At 69.5% G+C, this 18,230-nt stretch carries 15 protein-coding genes; 4 read left to right on the forward strand and 11 right to left on the reverse strand.

Features of this window, described 5'->3' with window-relative positions; all coding sequences use genetic code 11:
• The first annotated feature begins 218 nt into the window (after positions 1–218).
• Together DW307_RS14670 and DW307_RS14675 are read left to right on the forward strand one after the other, a co-directional pair.
• The gene (locus DW307_RS14670; protein ID WP_240750684.1) at positions 219–1,658 is read left to right on the forward strand and encodes an aldehyde dehydrogenase family protein; all 1,440 of its coding nucleotides are present in this window, start codon (positions 219–221) and stop codon (positions 1,656–1,658) included.
• A 3-nt stretch (positions 1,659–1,661) separates the two neighbouring features.
• Positions 1,662–3,125 (forward strand): GMC family oxidoreductase, encoded by a 1,464-nt coding sequence (locus tag DW307_RS14675; RefSeq protein ID WP_136025071.1) that lies wholly within the window; start codon positions 1,662–1,664, stop codon positions 3,123–3,125.
• A gap of 77 nt (positions 3,126–3,202) precedes the next feature.
• Here the strand turns inward: DW307_RS14675 and DW307_RS14680 are convergent, their stop codons facing one another.
• The 3 genes from DW307_RS14680 to DW307_RS14690 are packed head-to-tail and all read right to left on the reverse strand — an operon-like array spanning position 3,203 to position 7,180.
• Entirely contained in the window at positions 3,203–4,846 is a 1,644-nt protein-coding gene (locus DW307_RS14680; RefSeq protein ID WP_136025072.1) for an amidohydrolase, read from the reverse strand.
• Position 4,847: 1 nt separating this feature from the next.
• Entirely contained in the window at positions 4,848–5,687 is an 840-nt protein-coding gene (locus DW307_RS14685; RefSeq protein ID WP_136025073.1) for a molybdenum cofactor biosynthesis F family protein, read from the reverse strand.
• 38 nt (positions 5,688–5,725) lie between these two features.
• A complete protein-coding gene (locus tag DW307_RS14690; protein WP_021200035.1) occupies positions 5,726–7,180 on the reverse strand; it encodes an APC family permease in 1,455 nt (484 codons plus the stop codon).
• A 243-nt stretch (positions 7,181–7,423) separates the two neighbouring features.
• Between DW307_RS14690 and DW307_RS14695 the strand changes: the two genes are divergently transcribed.
• Together DW307_RS14695 and DW307_RS14700 are read left to right on the forward strand one after the other, a co-directional pair.
• Entirely contained in the window at positions 7,424–8,170 is a 747-nt protein-coding gene (locus DW307_RS14695; protein WP_136025074.1) for an SDR family NAD(P)-dependent oxidoreductase, read from the forward strand.
• 55 nt (positions 8,171–8,225) lie between these two features.
• Positions 8,226–9,041 carry an SDR family NAD(P)-dependent oxidoreductase gene (locus DW307_RS14700; RefSeq protein ID WP_029260460.1) on the forward strand — a complete coding sequence of 272 codons (816 nt, stop codon included), beginning with the start codon at positions 8,226–8,228 and terminating at the stop codon, positions 9,039–9,041.
• 19 nt (positions 9,042–9,060) lie between these two features.
• Here DW307_RS14700 and DW307_RS14705 read toward each other — a convergent pair whose 3' ends face one another.
• The 8 genes from DW307_RS14705 to DW307_RS14740 form a co-directional block, all read right to left on the reverse strand.
• A complete protein-coding gene (locus DW307_RS14705) occupies positions 9,061–9,753 on the reverse strand; it encodes an ABC transporter ATP-binding protein (RefSeq protein ID WP_136025075.1) in 693 nt (230 codons plus the stop codon).
• On the reverse strand, positions 9,750–11,522 hold the full coding sequence (locus tag DW307_RS14710) for a branched-chain amino acid ABC transporter ATP-binding protein/permease (RefSeq protein WP_136025076.1): 1,773 nt from the start codon (positions 11,520–11,522) through the stop codon (positions 9,750–9,752). The genes DW307_RS14705 and DW307_RS14710 overlap by 4 nt, the downstream gene beginning before the upstream one ends.
• Complete coding sequence (locus DW307_RS14715) at positions 11,509–12,369, reverse strand: branched-chain amino acid ABC transporter permease (protein WP_136025077.1); 861 nt, start codon at positions 12,367–12,369, stop codon at positions 11,509–11,511. The genes DW307_RS14710 and DW307_RS14715 overlap by 14 nt, the downstream gene beginning before the upstream one ends.
• Before the next feature lie 68 nt (positions 12,370–12,437).
• Positions 12,438–13,610 carry an ABC transporter substrate-binding protein gene (locus DW307_RS14720; RefSeq protein ID WP_021198449.1) on the reverse strand — a complete coding sequence of 391 codons (1,173 nt, stop codon included), beginning with the start codon at positions 13,608–13,610 and terminating at the stop codon, positions 12,438–12,440.
• Positions 13,611–13,724: 114 nt separating this feature from the next.
• Positions 13,725–14,114 (reverse strand): nuclear transport factor 2 family protein, encoded by a 390-nt coding sequence (locus DW307_RS14725; protein ID WP_021200996.1) that lies wholly within the window; start codon positions 14,112–14,114, stop codon positions 13,725–13,727.
• Between the two features lie 33 nt (positions 14,115–14,147).
• The gene (locus DW307_RS14730) at positions 14,148–14,936 is read right to left on the reverse strand and encodes a MoaF C-terminal domain-containing protein (protein ID WP_136025078.1); all 789 of its coding nucleotides are present in this window, start codon (positions 14,934–14,936) and stop codon (positions 14,148–14,150) included.
• 230 nt (positions 14,937–15,166) lie between these two features.
• Positions 15,167–16,123 carry an AraC-like ligand-binding domain-containing protein gene (locus DW307_RS14735; RefSeq protein ID WP_021200998.1) on the reverse strand — a complete coding sequence of 319 codons (957 nt, stop codon included), beginning with the start codon at positions 16,121–16,123 and terminating at the stop codon, positions 15,167–15,169.
• 96 nt (positions 16,124–16,219) lie between these two features.
• Positions 16,220–18,205 (reverse strand): primary-amine oxidase, encoded by a 1,986-nt coding sequence (locus tag DW307_RS14740; RefSeq protein ID WP_029266547.1) that lies wholly within the window; start codon positions 18,203–18,205, stop codon positions 16,220–16,222.
• Positions 18,206–18,230 lie beyond the last annotated feature (25 nt).

An 18,230-nucleotide genomic window follows, 5' to 3' on the forward strand; every position in this document is an offset into this window, starting at 1 on the left:
CACGCTTCGACATCGCCGCCTGACGGTGTCGCTGCACGATCACGGTGGCTCAGCATCAGCCCGGCGGCTCGGCGTCAGCCCGATCGTGTCATCCTTCGCACTCGGACATCTGCGGCGCGCTCCGCGACAAGCGCCGTGAGGAACGCCCGTCGACAATGAGAAGACGACCAGCTTCTCGACTGTCGCTGGCCCGCGCCACGCTCGAAGGAGAGTCCCCGATGTCCGATTCCGCCGCTTCCGCAGCCGCTGCGCTGCTCGACCGCATCCAGGCGCCGGAAGGCGCAGGCCGGGACATCCCGGATGCCGCGACCCGTGAGGTCATCGGGCGCGCCCCCGTGGCGTCGGTCGACGACCTCGACGATGCGATCGCTCGCGCGAAGGCCGCCCAACCGGCCTGGGAGGCGCTCGGCCACGAGAAGCGGAGCGCACTTCTCCTCGCAGCTGCCGATGCCATCGACGCCAACGCCGAAGGCCTCGCCCACCTGCTCTCCCGGGAGCAGGGGAAGCCGCTCAACGGTCCCAACGCCCGCTTCGAGCTCGGCGCGTGTTCCGCCTGGCTGCGCACCAACGCCACCACGGCGATCGAGCCGCAGGTCCTCGTAGACGACGAGACCCTGCACGCCGAGCTCGTCTACAAGGCGGCCGGAGTCGTCGGTGCCATCGGCCCGTGGAACTGGCCGCTCATGATCAGCATCTGGCAGATCGGCCCCTCCCTGCGGATGGGCAACACCGTCGTCGCGAAGCCGAGCGAGTACACACCCCTGAGCGTGCTCGCGATGATCGCCGTGATGAACGAGGTACTCCCGGCCGACGTCTTGATCGGAGTCTCCGGCGACCGCGAGGTCGGCGCGCGGCTCGCCTCTCACCCGGACATCGCGAAGATCATGTTCACCGGTTCGACCGCCACCGGACGCCGCATCATCGAGAGCTCGGCCGGCAACCTCGCTCGCCTGACGCTCGAGCTCGGCGGCAACGACGCCGGCATCGTGCTGCCCGGCACCGACGTCGCGGCCATCGCCGAAGACCTCTTCTGGGGTGCCTTCATCAACACCGGGCAGACCTGCGCCGCGATGAAGCGCCTGTACGTGCACGACTCCGTGTACGACGAGGTCGTCGACGCACTGGCATCGATCGCCGGCTCCATGCCGATGGGCAACGGACTCGACGAGAACAACGTGCTGGGGCCGCTGCAGAACCGCGCACAGCTCGACATCGTCAGCCGGCTCGTCGACGATGCCAGGACCCGCGGCGCACGCATCGTCAGCGGTGGTGAGCCCGCCCCCGAGCTCGGCGAACTCTTCTATCGCCCTACCATCGTCGCCGACATCGACAACGACGCGGCGCTCGTGCAGGAAGAGCAGTTCGGTCCCGCACTGCCGGTGATCCGATACAGCGACATCGACGAGGCCTTCGCGCTGGCGAACTCCCTCGACGTGGGGCTGGGCGCCTCGGTCTGGTCGAGCGACCCGGAGGCGGCGCGTGTTGCGGCCTCCCGGATGCAGTCCGGCACCGTGTGGATCAACTCGCACGGCGGACTGCATCCGATGGTGCCGTTCGGCGGCGTGAAGAGTTCGGGCTACGGGCTGGAGTTCGGCGTCGAGGGGCTCAAGTCCGTCGCCGTCACCCAGGTCGTCTCGGGCCCCGGCCGGAAGGCCTGACCCGTGCGCTCTGCCATCGTCGTCGGAGCCGGGACCTCGGGAGCCATCGTGGCGCGTCGTCTCGCGGACGCGGGCGTCGCAGTGACCCTCATCGAAGCCGGCGGGTACGACACCAACCCGGCCATCCACGACCCCTCCCGCGCGGGCGAACTCTGGCACTCCGCAGAGGACTGGGATTACTTCACCGTCCCCCAGACGCACGCGGGCGGCCGTCGGCTGCATCTGCCGCGCGGCAAGGTCACCGGGGGATCCCACGCCCTCAACGCCATGATCTGGGTGCGCGGAGCCGCTTCCGACTACGACGCGTGGGAGCGCGCCGGCGCCCAGGGCTGGGGCTGGGCCGAGGTCGAGCCCGTCTACGAGGCCATCGAGAACGACCTGCTGCCGGTCACCGACGACTACCCGCTCTCGCCGATCCAGGCATCGATCATCGACGCCGCGGTGCAGGAAGGACTGACGCACAACCCGGACTACAACGCGGGCACACTCGACGGAGTCTCGCAGGAACAGGTCACCATGCGCGACGGCCGCCGGGTCAACACCTGGACGGCGTACGCGCAGCCCGTCGCGGAGAAGCTGACGATCGTCACCGGACGCGAAGTCCATTCGGTCATCGTGCGCGACGGCCGCGCCGTCGGTGTGCGACTGGGGGAGGGGGAGGAGTCCGAAGAGGTCCTCGCGGACGAGGTCATCCTCTCGGCCGGTGCCATCGGGTCGCCCGTGATCCTGCTGCGCTCCGGCATCGGTCCGGCAGCCGACCTCACCGCGCTCGGCATCCCGGTCGTGCAGGACTCGCCCGGTGTCGGGCAGAACCTCCACGACCACCTCCTGTCGCCGGTGATCTTCACCACGCGGCGCCCGGTCGGGCCTCCGCAACCGGGAGTCTCCGTGACGCAGACGCACCTCTTCTGGCGCAGCCGCGACGACCTCGCCGAGCCCGACACGCAGCCGATCAACTTCTCGGTGCCCATGTGGGGCGAGCTCGAGCCCCGTGGCGACGACGGATTCACCCTCATGGCCGGCCTCGTGACGCCGCACAGCCGCGGCACTCTCCGACTCACCGGCGCGACGCTCGCGGACCTGCCGGCCATCGACCTGGCGGCGCTGGAGGACGACCGTGACGTGGCCTCACTGGCCGCATCCGTGCGGCAGTGCCGTCGGATCGGAGCACGCCCCGCCCTCGGTGAGGAGTGGGGCGCCGTCGAGGTGTACCCGGGCCCTGAGGTCTCCGACTCCGGAGTGGAGGACTGGGTGCGCCGCACCGCGATCACCTACCACCACCAGGTCGGCACCTGCCGCATGGGCACGGATGCGCAGGCCGTGGTCGATCCGCAACTGCGCGTGCGCGGCATCGCAGGGTTGCGAGTGATCGATGCTTCGGTCATGCCGACCGTGCCCACCGGCAACACCAACGCCCCTGCGGCGATGATCGGCGAGCGCGGCGCGCGTTTCGTGCTCGAGGGCTGAGGTAAAAGGGCTGAGGTAAGAGGGCTGAGGGACGAGGGCTGACCCCCGGACAGATCCGGTGTCGACGCCTCGTCCTCTCAGTCGCCGTGCACCCGACGTCCGGCGAACCAGGTCGAGATGACCTCGGTGCGCACGATGTCCTCGGCGGGGCCGGCGATCGCGTCACGGGCCAGCACGACGAAGTCCGCCGACTTGCCGGGGGTCAGCGAGCCGGTCTCGTCGCCGAGTCCCATCGCGGTCGCGGCGTTGATCGTGAAGACCTCCAACGCCTCCTCGGCGGTGATGGCCTGCTCGGGCCACAGGGTGCCGGGTGCGCGGCCGAGCGGATCGGCTCTCGTCACGAGACCCTGCAGACCTTCGAGGGTGTTCGGAGACTCGCTCACGGGCCAGTCCGAGCCGCCGGCGACGCGGGCTCCCGCGTCGATCAGTGCCCGGTTCGGCTGGGAATGCTCCGCGCGCTCGCCGAGAACCTCGGCCAGCGCCTGCGGGATCACACCCGGATACCAGATGAACGGCGAGATGTCGGCCGAGACATCCAGAGCCTGCAGTCGCGGGATGTCCGACTCGGCCAGGAACTGCCCGTGCGCGATCTGGATGGGGGTGGTGAAGCCCTCGTCGCGCAGCTGCGCGGCCGCGTCGAGCACGAGACGTGCCGAGCCGTCGCCCGTGCAGTGCACCTTCGCGCCGAGACCGCGCCGCGCCACGGAGCGGAGCCACCCGATGAGCTCGTCCAGGGTCATGGTGGTCTCGCCGTGGAAGTGCGCGCCGTGCGCGGCGTCCGCGAGATACGGCTCGAGGAACGACGCCGTGCGGGCGGGCGGGACACCGTCGAGGAAGATTTTCACGAAGTCCGGGCGGTGGTGCGCGGTGCGGAACTCCTCGCCGCGGTCGAGCAGCGGCTCGCCGATCGGGTCGAAACCGAAGATCTCGTCGTTGATCAGTAACGACGACACGACCCAGGCATTGAGCTCGTCGGCACGGTCGAGCGCAGCCAGGGCTTCGAGGATCTCGACGGACACGCCCGCATCCTGGAACGTCGTGATCCCGAACGAGTTGAGGATCTCGACGCCGCGGCGCGACGCGGCCGCGTGCTGTGCGGCGGTGAGGCCGCCGCTGCGGTCGTATGCCTCCTGCACCGGGATACCCGCAGCCTCCAGCAGCACTCCTGTGGGGGTGCCGTCGTCGGGATCGAGCAGCGTGACGCCCGCCTCGGGGATGCTGTCCGCAGTGATTCCCGCGAGCTCCAGCGCCCGGCTGTTCGCCCACCGGTTGTGTCGTGAGTCCTCCATGAGGACCACCGGACGGCCCCCGGCCGCGTCATCGAGCAGCCGTCGGCTCGCGGTGTTCGCGAGCGACGGCAGCAACGTCGTGGCGACCGCTCCGCCCACGATCCACGCATCCGTCGGCAGGGTGGCCGCTTTCTCGCGCACCCGGTCGAGGATCTCGTCGAGCGTGAGCGAGGGTGCCAGCGACAGCTCGAACAGTTCGGTGCGCCCGGCGAGGGCATGGTGATTGTGCACATCGACGAAACCGGGGTACACCGCGGCGTCGCCGACGTCGAGCAGCTGCGTCCGGCGTCCGCGGAACGACTCGAGGTCAGCGCGCGACCCGACCGCGAGGATCCTGCCGTCGCGGACCGCGAAGGCCTCGACGATCGGGTTCGCCCGGTCGGCGGTGCGGATCACCGATCCGGTGACGATGAGGTCGGCGACGTCGCTCATGTCAGCGGTCTCCGAAGGTCGCGGGTTCGAGCTCCGGCGTGTGCAGCGTGGTGGAGAGCAGTCGACCGTGTGCACCGAAGGTGAAGTGCGTGGGCACCTCACCGCTCTCGTCGAGGCCGAACAGCACGCCGTGCGAGCGGATCGCGTTGACGTCGCGATGATCGGCGATCGTCACCGAGGCGCACGGGATCACCTTCTCGCGCCAGGCGAACACGTAGATACCCGGCCGCACCTCCCAGACGCTGTTCTCGTCGGTGTCGGCGAGGCCGCGCTCGGGGCCGGCGAGGCACTGCCACGAGTACCAGCGCGGCGAGAGGTACACGTGCTCGTAGGCGTGCTCGGTGCTGTAGACCCATTCGACGCGGCGCCCGATGAGCGTCGTCGTCGGTGCAGCCTCGGCACCCGAGACCTCGGCGCCCTCGATCACGCCGGGGGCGAAGTGGTGCTGCACCCGGGTGCGCCCCTTCTCGGGCGCGGCGAGGATCTCGGAGATCACCGCGAGGGCACGACCGTGACGGAGGTCGAGGATCAGCGAGACGGCCTCGTTCGGCAGGTACCGGTGGTGGAACTGCACGAAATACAGGTCCGCATCGACTTCGAAGGCCTCGTAGTCGTCGGTGTCGGATGCCGCCTCGGTCGCGTCCTCTGCACCCGGCTGGTACTCCCAGGTCACGGCGGCGTCGGCGAACCGGTGGACGATACGGGTGCCGCGGGCGTCGACGACCGTGATCTCGCGGCCGCTGAGGGCGGTGCTGTGCGGAGCCTTGTTGGCGTCGAAACCGGGGGCGAGGCCCTCCAGCGGCAGCCAGGTGGAGGTGTCGGCGGGGTTCAGCGTCGTCATGGTCTTCGTGGTTCCTTCTGTCGGTGGGGGCGGGGAGGTCAGCGGTCGCTGAACTTCTCGAGGTCCGTGGCGAGGCCCTCGTACACGGCGGGCCTGGAGCGGCGGAGATAGGCGCCGTAGACGATGCCGCCGATGAGGGCGAGCACCAGCAGCAGCGGCATCAGCCGGATCGCGAGCTCTTCGGACCCCGCCACGATGTTGAAGTTCACGATCGCGAGGACCGAGATCGCGGCGATACCGAGGAACCCGATGCCGGGGGCGATGAAGGTGCTCCACCACCGCGGATCCTGGCGGCGGCGGAAGTACACGACGATCGAGATGGCCGCGAGCCCCTGCAGGATCAGCACGCTCAGGGTGCCGAAGCCGAGCATCGCCGGCACGAGGGTGAGGATCGGATCGGCGCCGGCGATCGCGAAGATGATCGCGACGATGCCCGCGAACCCGGCCTGCACGATGCCGGCGAGCTGCGGGGCACCGTTCGCGCGGGTGCGAGCGAGTGCCTGCGGGAGGATCTTCGCGCGCCCCAGCGAGTAGAGGTAGCGGGTCGCCGAGTTGTGGAACGCCAGCATCGCCGCGAACAGGCTCACCAGGAGCAGGATCATCATCAGGGTCGTCAGCGGACCACCCAGGTACTGCTGCGAGATCGAGAAGATCAGGTCACCGGTCGGCAGATGTTCGAGGGCGGTGGCCTGCGCCTGGGCGACACCCGTCGCGCTGACGACCGCCCACGTGGTGACACCGAGGATCACGCCGATCGCGATGATCGAGGTGTAGGTGGCGCGCGGGATCGTGCGCAGCGGCTGCTTCGCCTCCTCGCTGAACAGCGCGGTCGCCTCGAAGCCGAGGAAGCCGGTCGCCGCCAGCAGCAGGCCGATGGGCAGCGACCCGGAGAACACTGCCTCGGGGCTGAAGGCCGCCAGGTCGTAGCCGGTCTGCACGAGCACGGAGATGTCGAAGACGACCAGCATGAGCACCTCGAGCACCAGGCAGACGCCCAGAACCTTCGAGCTGAAGTCGACGCCGATCCGAGCGAGGACGAAGCACACCACGATCGACAGCAGTCCCCACACCAGCCAGTTCACATCGAGACCGGTGAGGTCGCGGATGATCGTCTGCATGAAGAAACCGCTCGTGCCGATCGTGCCGACCACGAAGAAGTTGTAGCCCAGCGTGGCGATCAGACCCGCGATCAGGCCACCGGTGCGCCCGAGGCCCTTCACCACGAAGGCGTAGAAGCCGCCGGCATTGACCAGCTGCTTCGACATCTGCGCGTAGCCGATCGCGAAGAGCAGCAGGATCCCTGCCACCAGGAAGAACGACATGGGTGTGCCGCCGCCGTTGCCGAGGGCGATGGCCAGCGAGGCCACGACCACGATGCCGGTCAACGGTGCGACCGCGGCGAGGACGAGGAAGACGATTCCGGCGACGCCGAGGGCGCCAGGACGGAGGGAGGTGTGGTTCTGCGTCGTGGACGCAGATGTCGGGTCTGCCACGTCGGCTCCTTTGCTGGTGACGGCCGTGCGGACACGGCATCGACGACGAGGGGAATCGTCGATAGAGCGAGTCTGCTCGTGCCGCCGCAGCGGCGCTTGACCCTGAGCGAAGGACGGTGGTGTCACCGTGCACAGCCGCTCGGCGAGCGTTCGCGGTGCCGATGAGGGGGTGGAGGATGACCGGGACGACACCGCCGTCCTCAGATCGCACCGCCCGGTGCCAGACGGCGTGCGGAGGACGAGATGGATCTGCAGCTGCAGGGGACGACGGCCCTCATCACGGGGGCAGCCGGCGGCATCGGCCGCGCCACCGCCCACGGGCTCGCTGCGGAGGGCGTCCGTGTCGCTCTGCTCGACAGGGACGGTGCGGCGCTGGACGCCGTGGCCCGCGACTGCCCGGATGCGGTGGTCCTGGCGGCCGATGTCACGGACGAGGGCCAGGTGCAGGCCGCCGTGCACGCCGGGGTGGCGGCGCTGGGGAGGCTCGACGCGGTCGTCTGCTGCGCCGGTGTGTCCGGCCCGGTGGGGACGCCGATCGAGGAGACCACTCTCGACGTCTGGAATCGGGTGCTCGCCGTCAACGTGACGGGGTCGTTCCTGGTCCTGAAGCACGCCCTGGCGGCGCTGCGCGAAGCGGAGGCCGCCTCCGTGGTGCTGCTCGCCAGTGACTCGGCCCTCGTCGCGTCGCCCGGTATGGTGCCGTACTGCACGTCGAAGGCGGCTCTGGTCCAGTTCGCTCGCGCGCTGTCCGTCGACCTCGCCGACACCCGTATCCGGGTGAACACGGTGGCCCCGTCGATCGTCGACACTCCGATGAGTCGGAGCGACCTCGGCGCTGCGGCCTTCGACGATCCGCCGTTCCCGGTGCAGAGCGCAGCGGAGGTCGCTGCCCACGTCGCGTACCTCGTGTCGCCTCGCACCAGGGCCGTCAACGGCACCAGCATCCTCAGCGACTTCGGGTACACCGCCCGTTCGGGATTCCCCGCCTGACGCGACCGCGTCGGGCAGCAACAGCGCACGCGCGCCAGAACACACAGGAGCACACATGGGAGCTGTGGTCGGATCGACCGTCTCGGGACGCGTCGTCGTCATCACCGGAGGAGGAACGGGCATCGGAGCCGCCATCGCCGAACGATACGCGGCCGAAGGTGCGCATGTCGTGGTCGTCGGGCGTCGCCCGGAGCCCCTGCATGAGGTCGAACGCGCGGTCGGGGCCCTGCCGATCATCGCGGATGCGGCCGATACCGCCTCCGCGAAGGCTGCCGTCGCCGACGTGCTCGCGCGGTTCGGGCGCATCGACGTGCTGGTCGCGAACGCGGGCGGCCACGGATTCTCGCCGGTGGGGGAGACCGACGACGAGAGCTGGGATGCGGCGATCCGCGCGAATCTCACCACGGCTTTCACGATGGCGAGGGAGGCCCTGCCCGCGCTGATCGAGGCGAAGGGGCAGATCGTGATCGTGTCGTCGCTCGCGGGGCTCTTCGCCGGACCCTCCGTCGCCGGGTACACGGTCGGCAAGCACGCCCTGGTCGGGCTCACGCGCACTCTCGCGCGGGACTACGGCCGGCACGGTGTGCGCGTGAACGCCATCTGCCCCGGGTGGGTGCAGACGCCGATGGCCGACGAGGAGATGGACGAGTTCGCCACGCACGCCGGTCTCGGCTCCCGCGAGGAGGCCTACGAGAAGGTCACCGCTGACGTGCCGCTGCGCCGTCCCGCCCGACCGGCCGAGATCGCCTCGGTCGTGCGGTTCCTCGGCTCCGGGGAGTCGTCGTACATCACGGGGGCGGTGATCGTCGCCGACGGCGGTTCGCACGTGGTCGACGTGCCGACCATCGCCTTCGATCACGCCGGGATGTGATCCGGCGCGCGGTCCGCGCTCATCCGCCGAGATAGGCGCGGTGCAGGAGGCCGGGGTCGGTTCGCAGGGCATCGGATGCCCCTTGGAACGACACCCGGCCTCCCGCCACGACCACGGCTTCCTGGGCGAGATCGAGGGCGAGCTGCGTGAACTGCTCGACGAGCAGCACGCCCACCCCGGAATCGGCGATCGACTTCACGATCGGCATCAGGCGCAGGAAAACGACGGGGGCGAGGCCCAGCGACATCTCGTCGATGAGCAGGATGCGCGGCTTCGCGGCGAACGCGCGCGCGAGCACCACCATCTGCTGCTCGCCGCCCGACAGCAGGGCTGTCGGCGCATCGATGCGCTTCTCGAGCTCGGGGAACTGCGCGAGGGCGGCGTCCAGCTCTCCGGGGGTGCGTGCGGTGAGGGAGATGTTCTCGCGCACGGTCAGCGAGGGGAAGACGGCGCGTCCCTGCTCGATGTGCACGATCCCGCGGCGGGCTCTCGCGACGCGGGACAGCCGGTCGATCGGCTCGCCGTCGAGGGTCATGCCGCCGGCGGAATGCGGGGTGACGCCGGAGACCGATTCGATCAGGCTCGTCTTGCCCGCGCCGTTCGGGCCCACCAGCGCCAGCACCTCGCCTCCGGTGACCCGCAGCGAGACGTCGGAGATCACGGGACCGGCGCCACGACTGACGGTGATACCGTCCAGGACGAGTTCGCTCACTTCAACAGCTCCGTCTCTCCCATGTACGCCTTGACGACGTCGGGGTTCGCGAGGACCTCGGCCTGTGGTCCGCTGGCCAGCACGCGGCCGAAGTCCAGCACCGTGAGGGTCGGGCACACGGAGCGGACGAGATCGAGGTCGTGCTCGATGATGATGAGGGCGACGCCGTAGCGCGCAGGCAGCTCCCGCAGCCTCGCGGCGAGGGCGAGATGCTCGTCATGCGAGAGCCCGGCGGCGGGTTCGTCGAGGATCAGCAGACGGGGACGGGAGACGACGTTCGCGGCGACCTCCACGAGCCGGCGTGTGCCGACGTCGACGCTCGACAGGCGTGCACGCGCGGGCGGGCAGCCGAAGAACTCGAGCACCTCGTCGATGTCGGATGCGGCGAGCCGGCGCCGGGCCACGAACCGCACGTATGCGCCGACGGTGAGCGACGGCGGCACCCGGTCCTGCTGGAAGGTCCGGCGCAGACCGAGACGCGCGCGCCGCGTGGGGGAGAGGCCGACGAGGTCGCGGTCTCCCAGGAGCACGCGCCCCGTGTGCTTCGGGAGGAACCCGCTGATCGCATCGACGAACGTCGACTTCCCGGCTCCGTTCGGACCGATGAGTCCCATGATCGACGCGGCGGGAACCTGGAACGAGACGTCGTCGAGGGCCTTCAGGGTGCCGAACTGCACCGTCAGGCCGTCGACGGTGAGCACCGGCGTCCCGGCGAGCGCCGCCTCGTTGACCGTGGCCGTGGTCGTGGTGGTGATCACCGCGGCATCCGCTCCGGCGTCAGGGGGAAGCGCCGTCAGCGCGACGGTGGCGGCCTGGCGATCCGCGCGGCGCCAGATCAGGTTGCGGATGCCCTGGCCGAGGTTCGTGCCGCTGGTGAGCGCCTGCACACCGAGCACGCCGAAGACGACGAAGCCCCAGTCCTGCGGGATGCCCCAGCGTTTGAGGAGCTCGGGGACCAGCACCCACAGCAGGCCCCCGAAGATCGCCATGTCGATCAGGTGCGCGCCCGACATGATCGCGAGCACGTAGAGGGCCAGCGACTGCAGGGGTGTGAAGCTCGAGGCGAACGGGAGTTGCACCTGACCGGCGAGCAGCCCGCCGGAGATGCCGCCGAGGGCGGCCGAGACCGCGAATGCGGTGAGCTTCGCGGTCTGCACGCTCTGTCCGGCGGCGGCCGTGCCGCGCTCGGAGAACGCGACGGCCTTCCAGCTCGATCCCCACCGGCCGCGCTGCAGGAAGAACGCGCCGAGTGCGCAGACGGCGAGCACGACGATGGAGAGGAAGAAGAACTGCCGGTCGTTCGAGAACATCTCGGGACGCTCGATCGCCGTGCCCTGAGCCGAACCGGGGAACTGGATCTGCACGAGCGTCACGTCGGCGGCTGCCGCGAAGCCCAGGGTCACGACGGCGAGGTTCACACCGCGCAGCCGCAGAGCGGGGAGGCCGACGAGAATGCCGACGAGGCCCGCCGCCACCCCGCCGAGGACCAGCCAGACGATGAATCCGCCCGGCGCCTGCATCACGTTCAGCAGGGAGACGATCCAGGCCCCCACGGCGGCGAAGGTGAGTTGGCAGAGCGCGATCATCCCTGCGGAGCCGGTGACGATGCCGAGACCGAGGATGGCGATCGCGGCCGTGACCGCGCTGATCGCGAGGAAGACGAAGTACCCCGGCAGGGAGGCGCTGAGGATCGCACCCGCTCCGATACCGGCGAGAGCGACGGCGAACGGCCAGGTGATCCGGAACCAGGGACGGTCAGCGAGCGGCATCCCACACCTCCTTGCGCTGCGTCCAGAGCAACAGGACGACGATGAACAGGAACGGGAGGAAGTTGCGCACCAGCGCCACTTCGTCGATCTGGGCGACGAGACCACCGAGCACACCCAGGACGATCCCGCCGACGACGGCGAGGTCGAGTCGTCGGAAGCCGCCGAGCAGGGCTGCCGCCGCGGCCGGGACGATGAGCATCGCGAGGCTGGTCGCGTCGTTCGACTGCGAGGGGGCCACGATGATGATGGCCATCGCGCTGATCACACCCGTGACGAACCAGACGGCGATCGACAGCGGGCGCGAGCGGATGCCGAGGAGTTCCGCCGTGGTCGGGCGCTCCGAGAGCGCGCGCAGCTGCGTGCCGACCCTGGTGCGGCGCAGCACGAGGCGGACCACGACGGCGGTGATGATCGCCATCGCGACGGTCGCGACCGTGACCTGGCTGATCACCACGCCGCCGAACGAGAACGCCGGTCCGGCGATGATAGGCGTGAACGGCTGCGGCTTGTTGCCGAAGAGGATGAACGACAGGGAGATGAGCAGCAGGAGGGGGCCGACGGTCATCGCCGAACGGGTGGTGGTGGAGGCCTCGGACAGCCAGGTCGCGGCGATGAACCCGATCGCTGCCGAGAGCAGCCCGGCCACCAGGACGCCGAGCACCGAGCCGAGCCAGATCGGCAGGTCGATCTCGCGCACGAGCCACACCGCGGTGAAGGCCCCGAACATCCCGGTCGCGGCCTGGGCGAAGTTCACCACGCGCACGAGTCGGGACATCAGCGTCAGGCACACGCCGAGGACGGCATAGAGGCCGCCGGCGGCGAGACCGGCGATGGCGCCTTGCAGCATGAGGCGTCCTTTCTGTTCCGAGGGGGGACCTGCCGCCGGTAATGCGCCCGGCGGCAGGCGAGGGGTGACTACTCGCCGATGCGGAGCCAGTCGTCGGCGACCTTCTCCCAGGCGTTCGTTCCGGACTCGAGGATGATCGGCCAGCCCGCGGTGTTCTGGGTGCCGAACGCGTAGGGCGTTCCGACCATCGGGTTCTCGATCGGCTCCATGCCCTTCAGCGCTTCCGAGACGGTCTCGCGGGTGATGTCGCCGTCCATCCCTTCGAGCACCTCGATGAAGTACGTCGCGGCGAGGTACCCGCCCTGGCTGAACGAGGTGAGCGGGATGTCGTTGGCCTCCATCAGCTCTCGCCAGTCGGCGTTGATCTCGCTGTCGTCGGTGAACGGGTAGAACTCCGCCGGCACGTAGATGCCCGCACCCGCGTCGTCGATCGCCTCGGCGAAGTTCTCGCTGTAGACGCTCGTCAGGTAGAGCCAGGTCACGTCGTCCCAGCCCTGTGCGTTCGCGGCCTTGACCTGTCCGATCGCGTCGGGCTCCACGGGATTGATCGCCAGGGCCTTGCAGCCCTGGTCGCGTGCCTTGACGATGTAGGGCGTGTAGTCGGAGGCGCCGTACGGGACGGTGTCGTCGACGTACTTCGGCTTCTTGCCGGTGATCTCGGTCCACTTGTCGATCGCGGCCTGGTAGGTGGGACGCGTGGAACCGGCGATCTCGAGCAGGATGCAGATGTCGTCGAGGCCGAGCACCTCGGATCCGTACTGCAGCGTGAGCGTCATGTCGTTGAACGGTCCGACGTTCGCGGGGGAGATGTTCTCGCTGTCGAAGCAGCCGGTGTCGACTCCGATGCCCGGCATCGAGAGGATGCCCTCCTGCTCGTAGTACTTGGCGTTGATCTCGCACTCGATGAGGCTGGCGGAGCCGACGAGCGCGACCGCGCCGTCGCTGCCGACAAGCTCGCGTGCGGAGGCGGTGGCCGTGGCCGGGTCGCCCTTGTCGTCCAGCATCTTGTAGTCGATCGTGCGGCCGTCGAGTCCGCCCGCCTCGTTGAAGGCCTCGAACACGGCGGCGGCGGCCTGCGAGGCTTCGGGGAAGGTCGCGGGACCGCTGATGGTGTTGACGGAGCCGACGACGATCGGGTCGCCGCTCCCACCGCCGGTTCCGCCGTCTCCACCGGCGCAGCCGGCGAGGGTGAGGGCTGCCACGGCGAGGAGCGCCGCGGTGCCGGATGCTCGTGTGTTCATGTGCTTCCTGCCTCTCGTGTTCGGGTGGTGCTGTGTTCGGGTGGTGCTGTGTTCGGGTGGTGCTGTGTTCGTCTGGTGCTGTGTTCGGGTGGTGCTGTGCGGGGTGTGCGGTGTTCAGGCGCGCATGGCGCGGTTGACGAGCTCCGTGTCGGTGATCTGCTCGAAGGCGACGACCTCGCCGCCGACGACCCGCCACACATGGGCGACGCGGGCGGCGAAGAAGCGCCCGGTCTGCGTGTAGGTGCCCGAGTAGGTGCCGATGGCCACCACGATGTCGCCGCCGTCGACGATCTCGTCGATCGCGACGGTGTAGTCGTCCCATTCCTCCTGGATGCGGCGGAACACGTTCCGGGCGACGGCATCCGGGCCGATGTACGTTCCGGCGTACGGGAAGCCGGCAGCCTCGGTCCAGCGGATGTCGGTGGCGAACGGCGCGAGCATCCCGTCGAGGTCGCCGCGGTCGTTGGCGGCGTAGTGCTGGCGGATCAGGTCGGCGTTGCTCATGGGCTCTCCTCGGAGTGGGGGTGCGGCGAACGGTCAGACGGGCTGGGCGTCGGGGTAGGAGACGGCGCCCAGCGGGTAGATGTGGCCGCCGGCCCGCGAGTGCTCGGCATCGCCCTCTCCGGTGAGTCCGAGGAAGATCCCCGTGGTCATCAGCTGGTAGCCGAGGTCGTGCAGCCAGACGCTGGCCACCGCGATACGGAACTCGCGGAAGCAGAACAGGTACAGGCCGTCGGCGAACTTCCACACGGTCGACAGGTCCATGTCGCCGTGGCCGCGCTGCACGCCCTCGAGGCACTGCCAGGCGTAGCGCCGGCTGGAGATGTACACGTGCTCGTAGAGGTGGTGCGGGCTGTACCGGTAGAGGTTGCGTTTGCCGATGAGGTCGCGGCTCGGGCCGGGGGCGTCGTCGCTGACGGGCCCCGCATCGGTCGTCGCCGCCCAGAAGTCCTGGCCGACCTGAGGGGTGCCGTCGACGGCTTCGGGGGCGATGCGCGAACGGATGACGGTCGCCCGGTTCGTCGTCGTGGAGAACACCACGGTGACGGCCTCGCGCGGACGGCTCCGCATCGGGATGTTGACGAACACGACGTCGTCCCGCACCCGCACCGCGTCATACGGGTCGGTGCCGGAGGCTCCGAGTCCGCTCCAGACGACGGCGTCCTCGGAGAACTCCAGGGTCAGGGTCGAGTCGTCGTCGAGGGTGAGGGCGAGGGCGGTGCCGGCGAGGGGGGTGTTCGGCAGGCGGAAGGTGTCGATGCCCGCGGCGAACTCGTCGTACGTGCGCCATTCGTCCAGCGCCGGGTCGGTGGAGGTGTCGGTCATGAGGGTCCTGACGTCGCACGCGGCGGGGCCGCATCGCCCCGGGCACCGCGTCGTCGCGGTGCGCTTGCCTCATGCTGGTGGGGTGTTCCTCATCCCCTCAAGGGGGCGGCGGTCATCGCGCGCCGAGAGTCAACCGGCGTGCCCTCCCGGGCAAGCAACGTGCCGGTGCGCGGCAGACAGAGCGTCAGTGCGCGGCAGACGGAGCGTCAGTTTTCCTGACAGACGGAACGTCAGTGCGCGGCGCGATACTCACTGGGTGAGACGCCGAAGGTCGACTTGAACGCGCGGCTGAAATGCGCGGCGTCGACGAAGCCCCAGCGTGCCGCGATGGCCGCGACCGGGCGGTCGGCGAGCATCGGGTCGAGCAGGTCGCGACGGCACTTCTCGAGGCGCCGTGTGCGGATCCAGGTCGACACGGTCACGCCCTGCTCCTGGAAGAGCCCGTGCAGGTGCCTGGTCGAGATGAAGTGCGCGGCGGCGATCGACGCGGGTCCGAGATCGGTCGACGCGAGGTTGCGGTCGATGTGCGAGCGGATGCGCTGCACCAGCGCACGGTGCGGGTCGGCGGACACCTGATCGAGTCCGAGCTCGCGTGTGAAGACCGTCGTCACGAGGTCGAGCGCGCTGTGCGCGAGCCGGGCCCCCGTCGTGCCGGCCAGCTGATCGAGATTACCGGCGAGCTGCGTCAGATACGGCACGACCATGCTGCCGAGGCCTTCGTGACCGGAGATGCGCACGGCGGTGAGCTGCCCGACCATCTCGGCCGGGAGGCTGATGAGGTGCTTCGGGAACATCACGACCATCGTGCGGAAGTCGTCGTCGAACACGAGGGAGTACGGGCGGTCGGTGTCGTAGACCGCGAGGTCGCCCGCCTGGAGCACGGCCTCGCGATCGTCCTGGATCAGCAGGCCGGTGCCGGCGATCATCAGGCTGACCTTGAAATACGAACGGTCGCCGCGGGCGATGAGCTCGGGGGTGCGCTCGACGACATGCGACGTGGCGCGCACGTCGTTCACATGCACCTCGTCGACGGAGGCTCCGCGGATGATCCCTCGGAAGTGGTCGGGTCCGGCGGTCGTGACCTGCAGGGGCACGAAGGACTCCGAGACGGCGGCACGGAAGTCGCTGATGTTGCGCGCGACGAGCGTGGAAACCAATTCGGCGGGGGCGGCGGGTGCACCGTTCATGACTGATCACCTCGGGTGGTGGAACGACGACGTTGTATACGATCCGTTCCGTGATGCTATCACCGGGATCGGCCGTGCGGGACGACGTCTCGCAGATCAGTGCTCGCAGGTGCATGCGCCTGCGCCGCAGCAGCCGGTGGACGCGACCGCGTGCGCCTGTGTCGACTCGGGCACATCCATCGCGGGGTTCTGGTCGAGGAAGCCGTAGGGCTTGAACCAGAAGCCGGCGTAGTCGACGGGCATGATGGGCCAGTCCTCCGGGCGCGGGAAATGCGTCAGCCCGAACGTGTGCCACAGCACGATGTCCTCTCCGTCGATCGATCGATCGCCCGCGGTGTACTCCGGCAGGCCGGCGCCGCCCTGGTGGGCGTTGGGATAGCGACCGGCCGGCCAGATCTGCCCCTGTTCGTGCCGGGTGGCCCAGAGGTGCTTCGTGGCGAACGCGGCGCGCGCGGCGACGGAGGATGCGGGATCGGCCATGAGCAGAGCGGTCGGCTCCGGCACCAGGTGGTAGGCGGTCGGGCGCCCGACGCGGTTCGTGCGGGAGGCGCTCTGCACCTCCCAGACGCGGGCGACCGAGCTGTCCGCCTCGCGCTGCGCCTCCGCTTCGGTCGCGAGGGTCGTCTCGGTCCAGCTGAACGCGTTGCCGAAGGGGTTCTCCTGGCCCATCGGCACCCGTTGAGCGTCGACCTCGACCAGGCGGTTGTCCTCGCCGTCGATCGCCACGTCGAGGCGTGCGCAGAAGAGGTGCTGGTGCACCGGGGCGAAGACGCCGGGGGCGAGTTCGGTCGCGTGCTTCTGGCGGACGCCCGGCTCGCCGGCCGCGGCGAACACGATGCCGGTCGCCTTCGCGACCACCTCGATCGATCCGTCCAGGGAGAAGTTCCAGTAGAAGCCGTAGTCGTAGTTGCCGATCGTGGAGAAGTACGACACCACGAAGCGGCGCGAGCGACGCACGTCGGCGCGGCCGGCGAGATCGGTGTGCTTCCAGAGGATGCCGTAGTCCTCCTCATGCATGCAGATCACATTCGGGATGCGCACAGGGTGACCGTGGTCGTCGGCGACGTAGCCGTCGAGGTAGCGGATGACGCCGAGGCAGTCGCAGCCGAGTTCGAGGTGGTTGGCGTTCTTTCCGAGCAGGTACTCACCGGCATCGAAGTAGCTGATCCAGAAGCGGCCGGGGGCGGTGTCGCCGTAGGGCACGACCATCTCCGGAACGCTGGCCCGACGGAGCACCGAGCGACCCTGGAAGCAGACGTCGTGCAGCACGAGTCCTTCGCGGGCGTTGAAGTCGACGCGCATCGACCAGCCTTCCCACTCGACGAGCGAGCCGGAGACCGTGAAGCTCGGACCCTCCGGCTGGCTGATCTCGATGGGCTTGAGCGAGGTGCGAGCGTCGCCCTGCGCCTCGGGGTAGTAGTTTCCATGGCCGGCGGGGACGGGCACGTCGCCATGGTCTTCGACGCGGATGACGCTGTTCGCCGTGAGGTCGATGTGCACGATGAGTCCCTCGACCGGGTGTGCCCACGGCGAGTCGTGTTCGTCGTAGCGGAGGAACGTGAGGGAGCGGATCACCCGACGCCCGACCTCATCGGCGCGTCCGGTGTAACCAGGGGCGAGCGGCCCGCAGAACGCGAGGTCCATGTGCGCGGCGAGGCCGCGGCGCGTCATCGCCGCCTGCCATTCGGGGGAGGCCTTCGCGATCGCTTCGGCGCGCTCGTACTCCTCGAACAGGTACTGCGGCTGGCCGTAGGGCGGGGCGTCGTTCGGCACGCGCGCGGTGCGCAGGACCTCGCCCCGTGTGATCGACACGATGGCCTCGGTCGCGACGCCGGTCGCCGTGTCGAGCAGGGTCACATCGACGCGGCGATCGATCGGGGCGCCGGGCTGCCAGGCGGCGAGCTCCTCCTTCGTGATCTCGTCGGGAAGCAGCATCGGCACGCGGGTGCTCTCCGTCAGGAGTCCTGCCGCGTCGAGGACCGCGCGAGCGGCGGCGATCTCGTCGCCCGTCAGCGGATCATGCGGGTGCGCTGCGGCGATCTTCTCGATCGAGACGGGCTGCGGTGCGTGGTGGGACATCATCGACCTCACTATTTTCGAGCAACTG

Source organism: Microbacterium sp. K27, from assembly GCF_004794435.1.
Taxonomy (GTDB): Bacteria; Actinomycetota; Actinomycetes; order Actinomycetales; family Microbacteriaceae; genus Microbacterium; species Microbacterium maritypicum_A.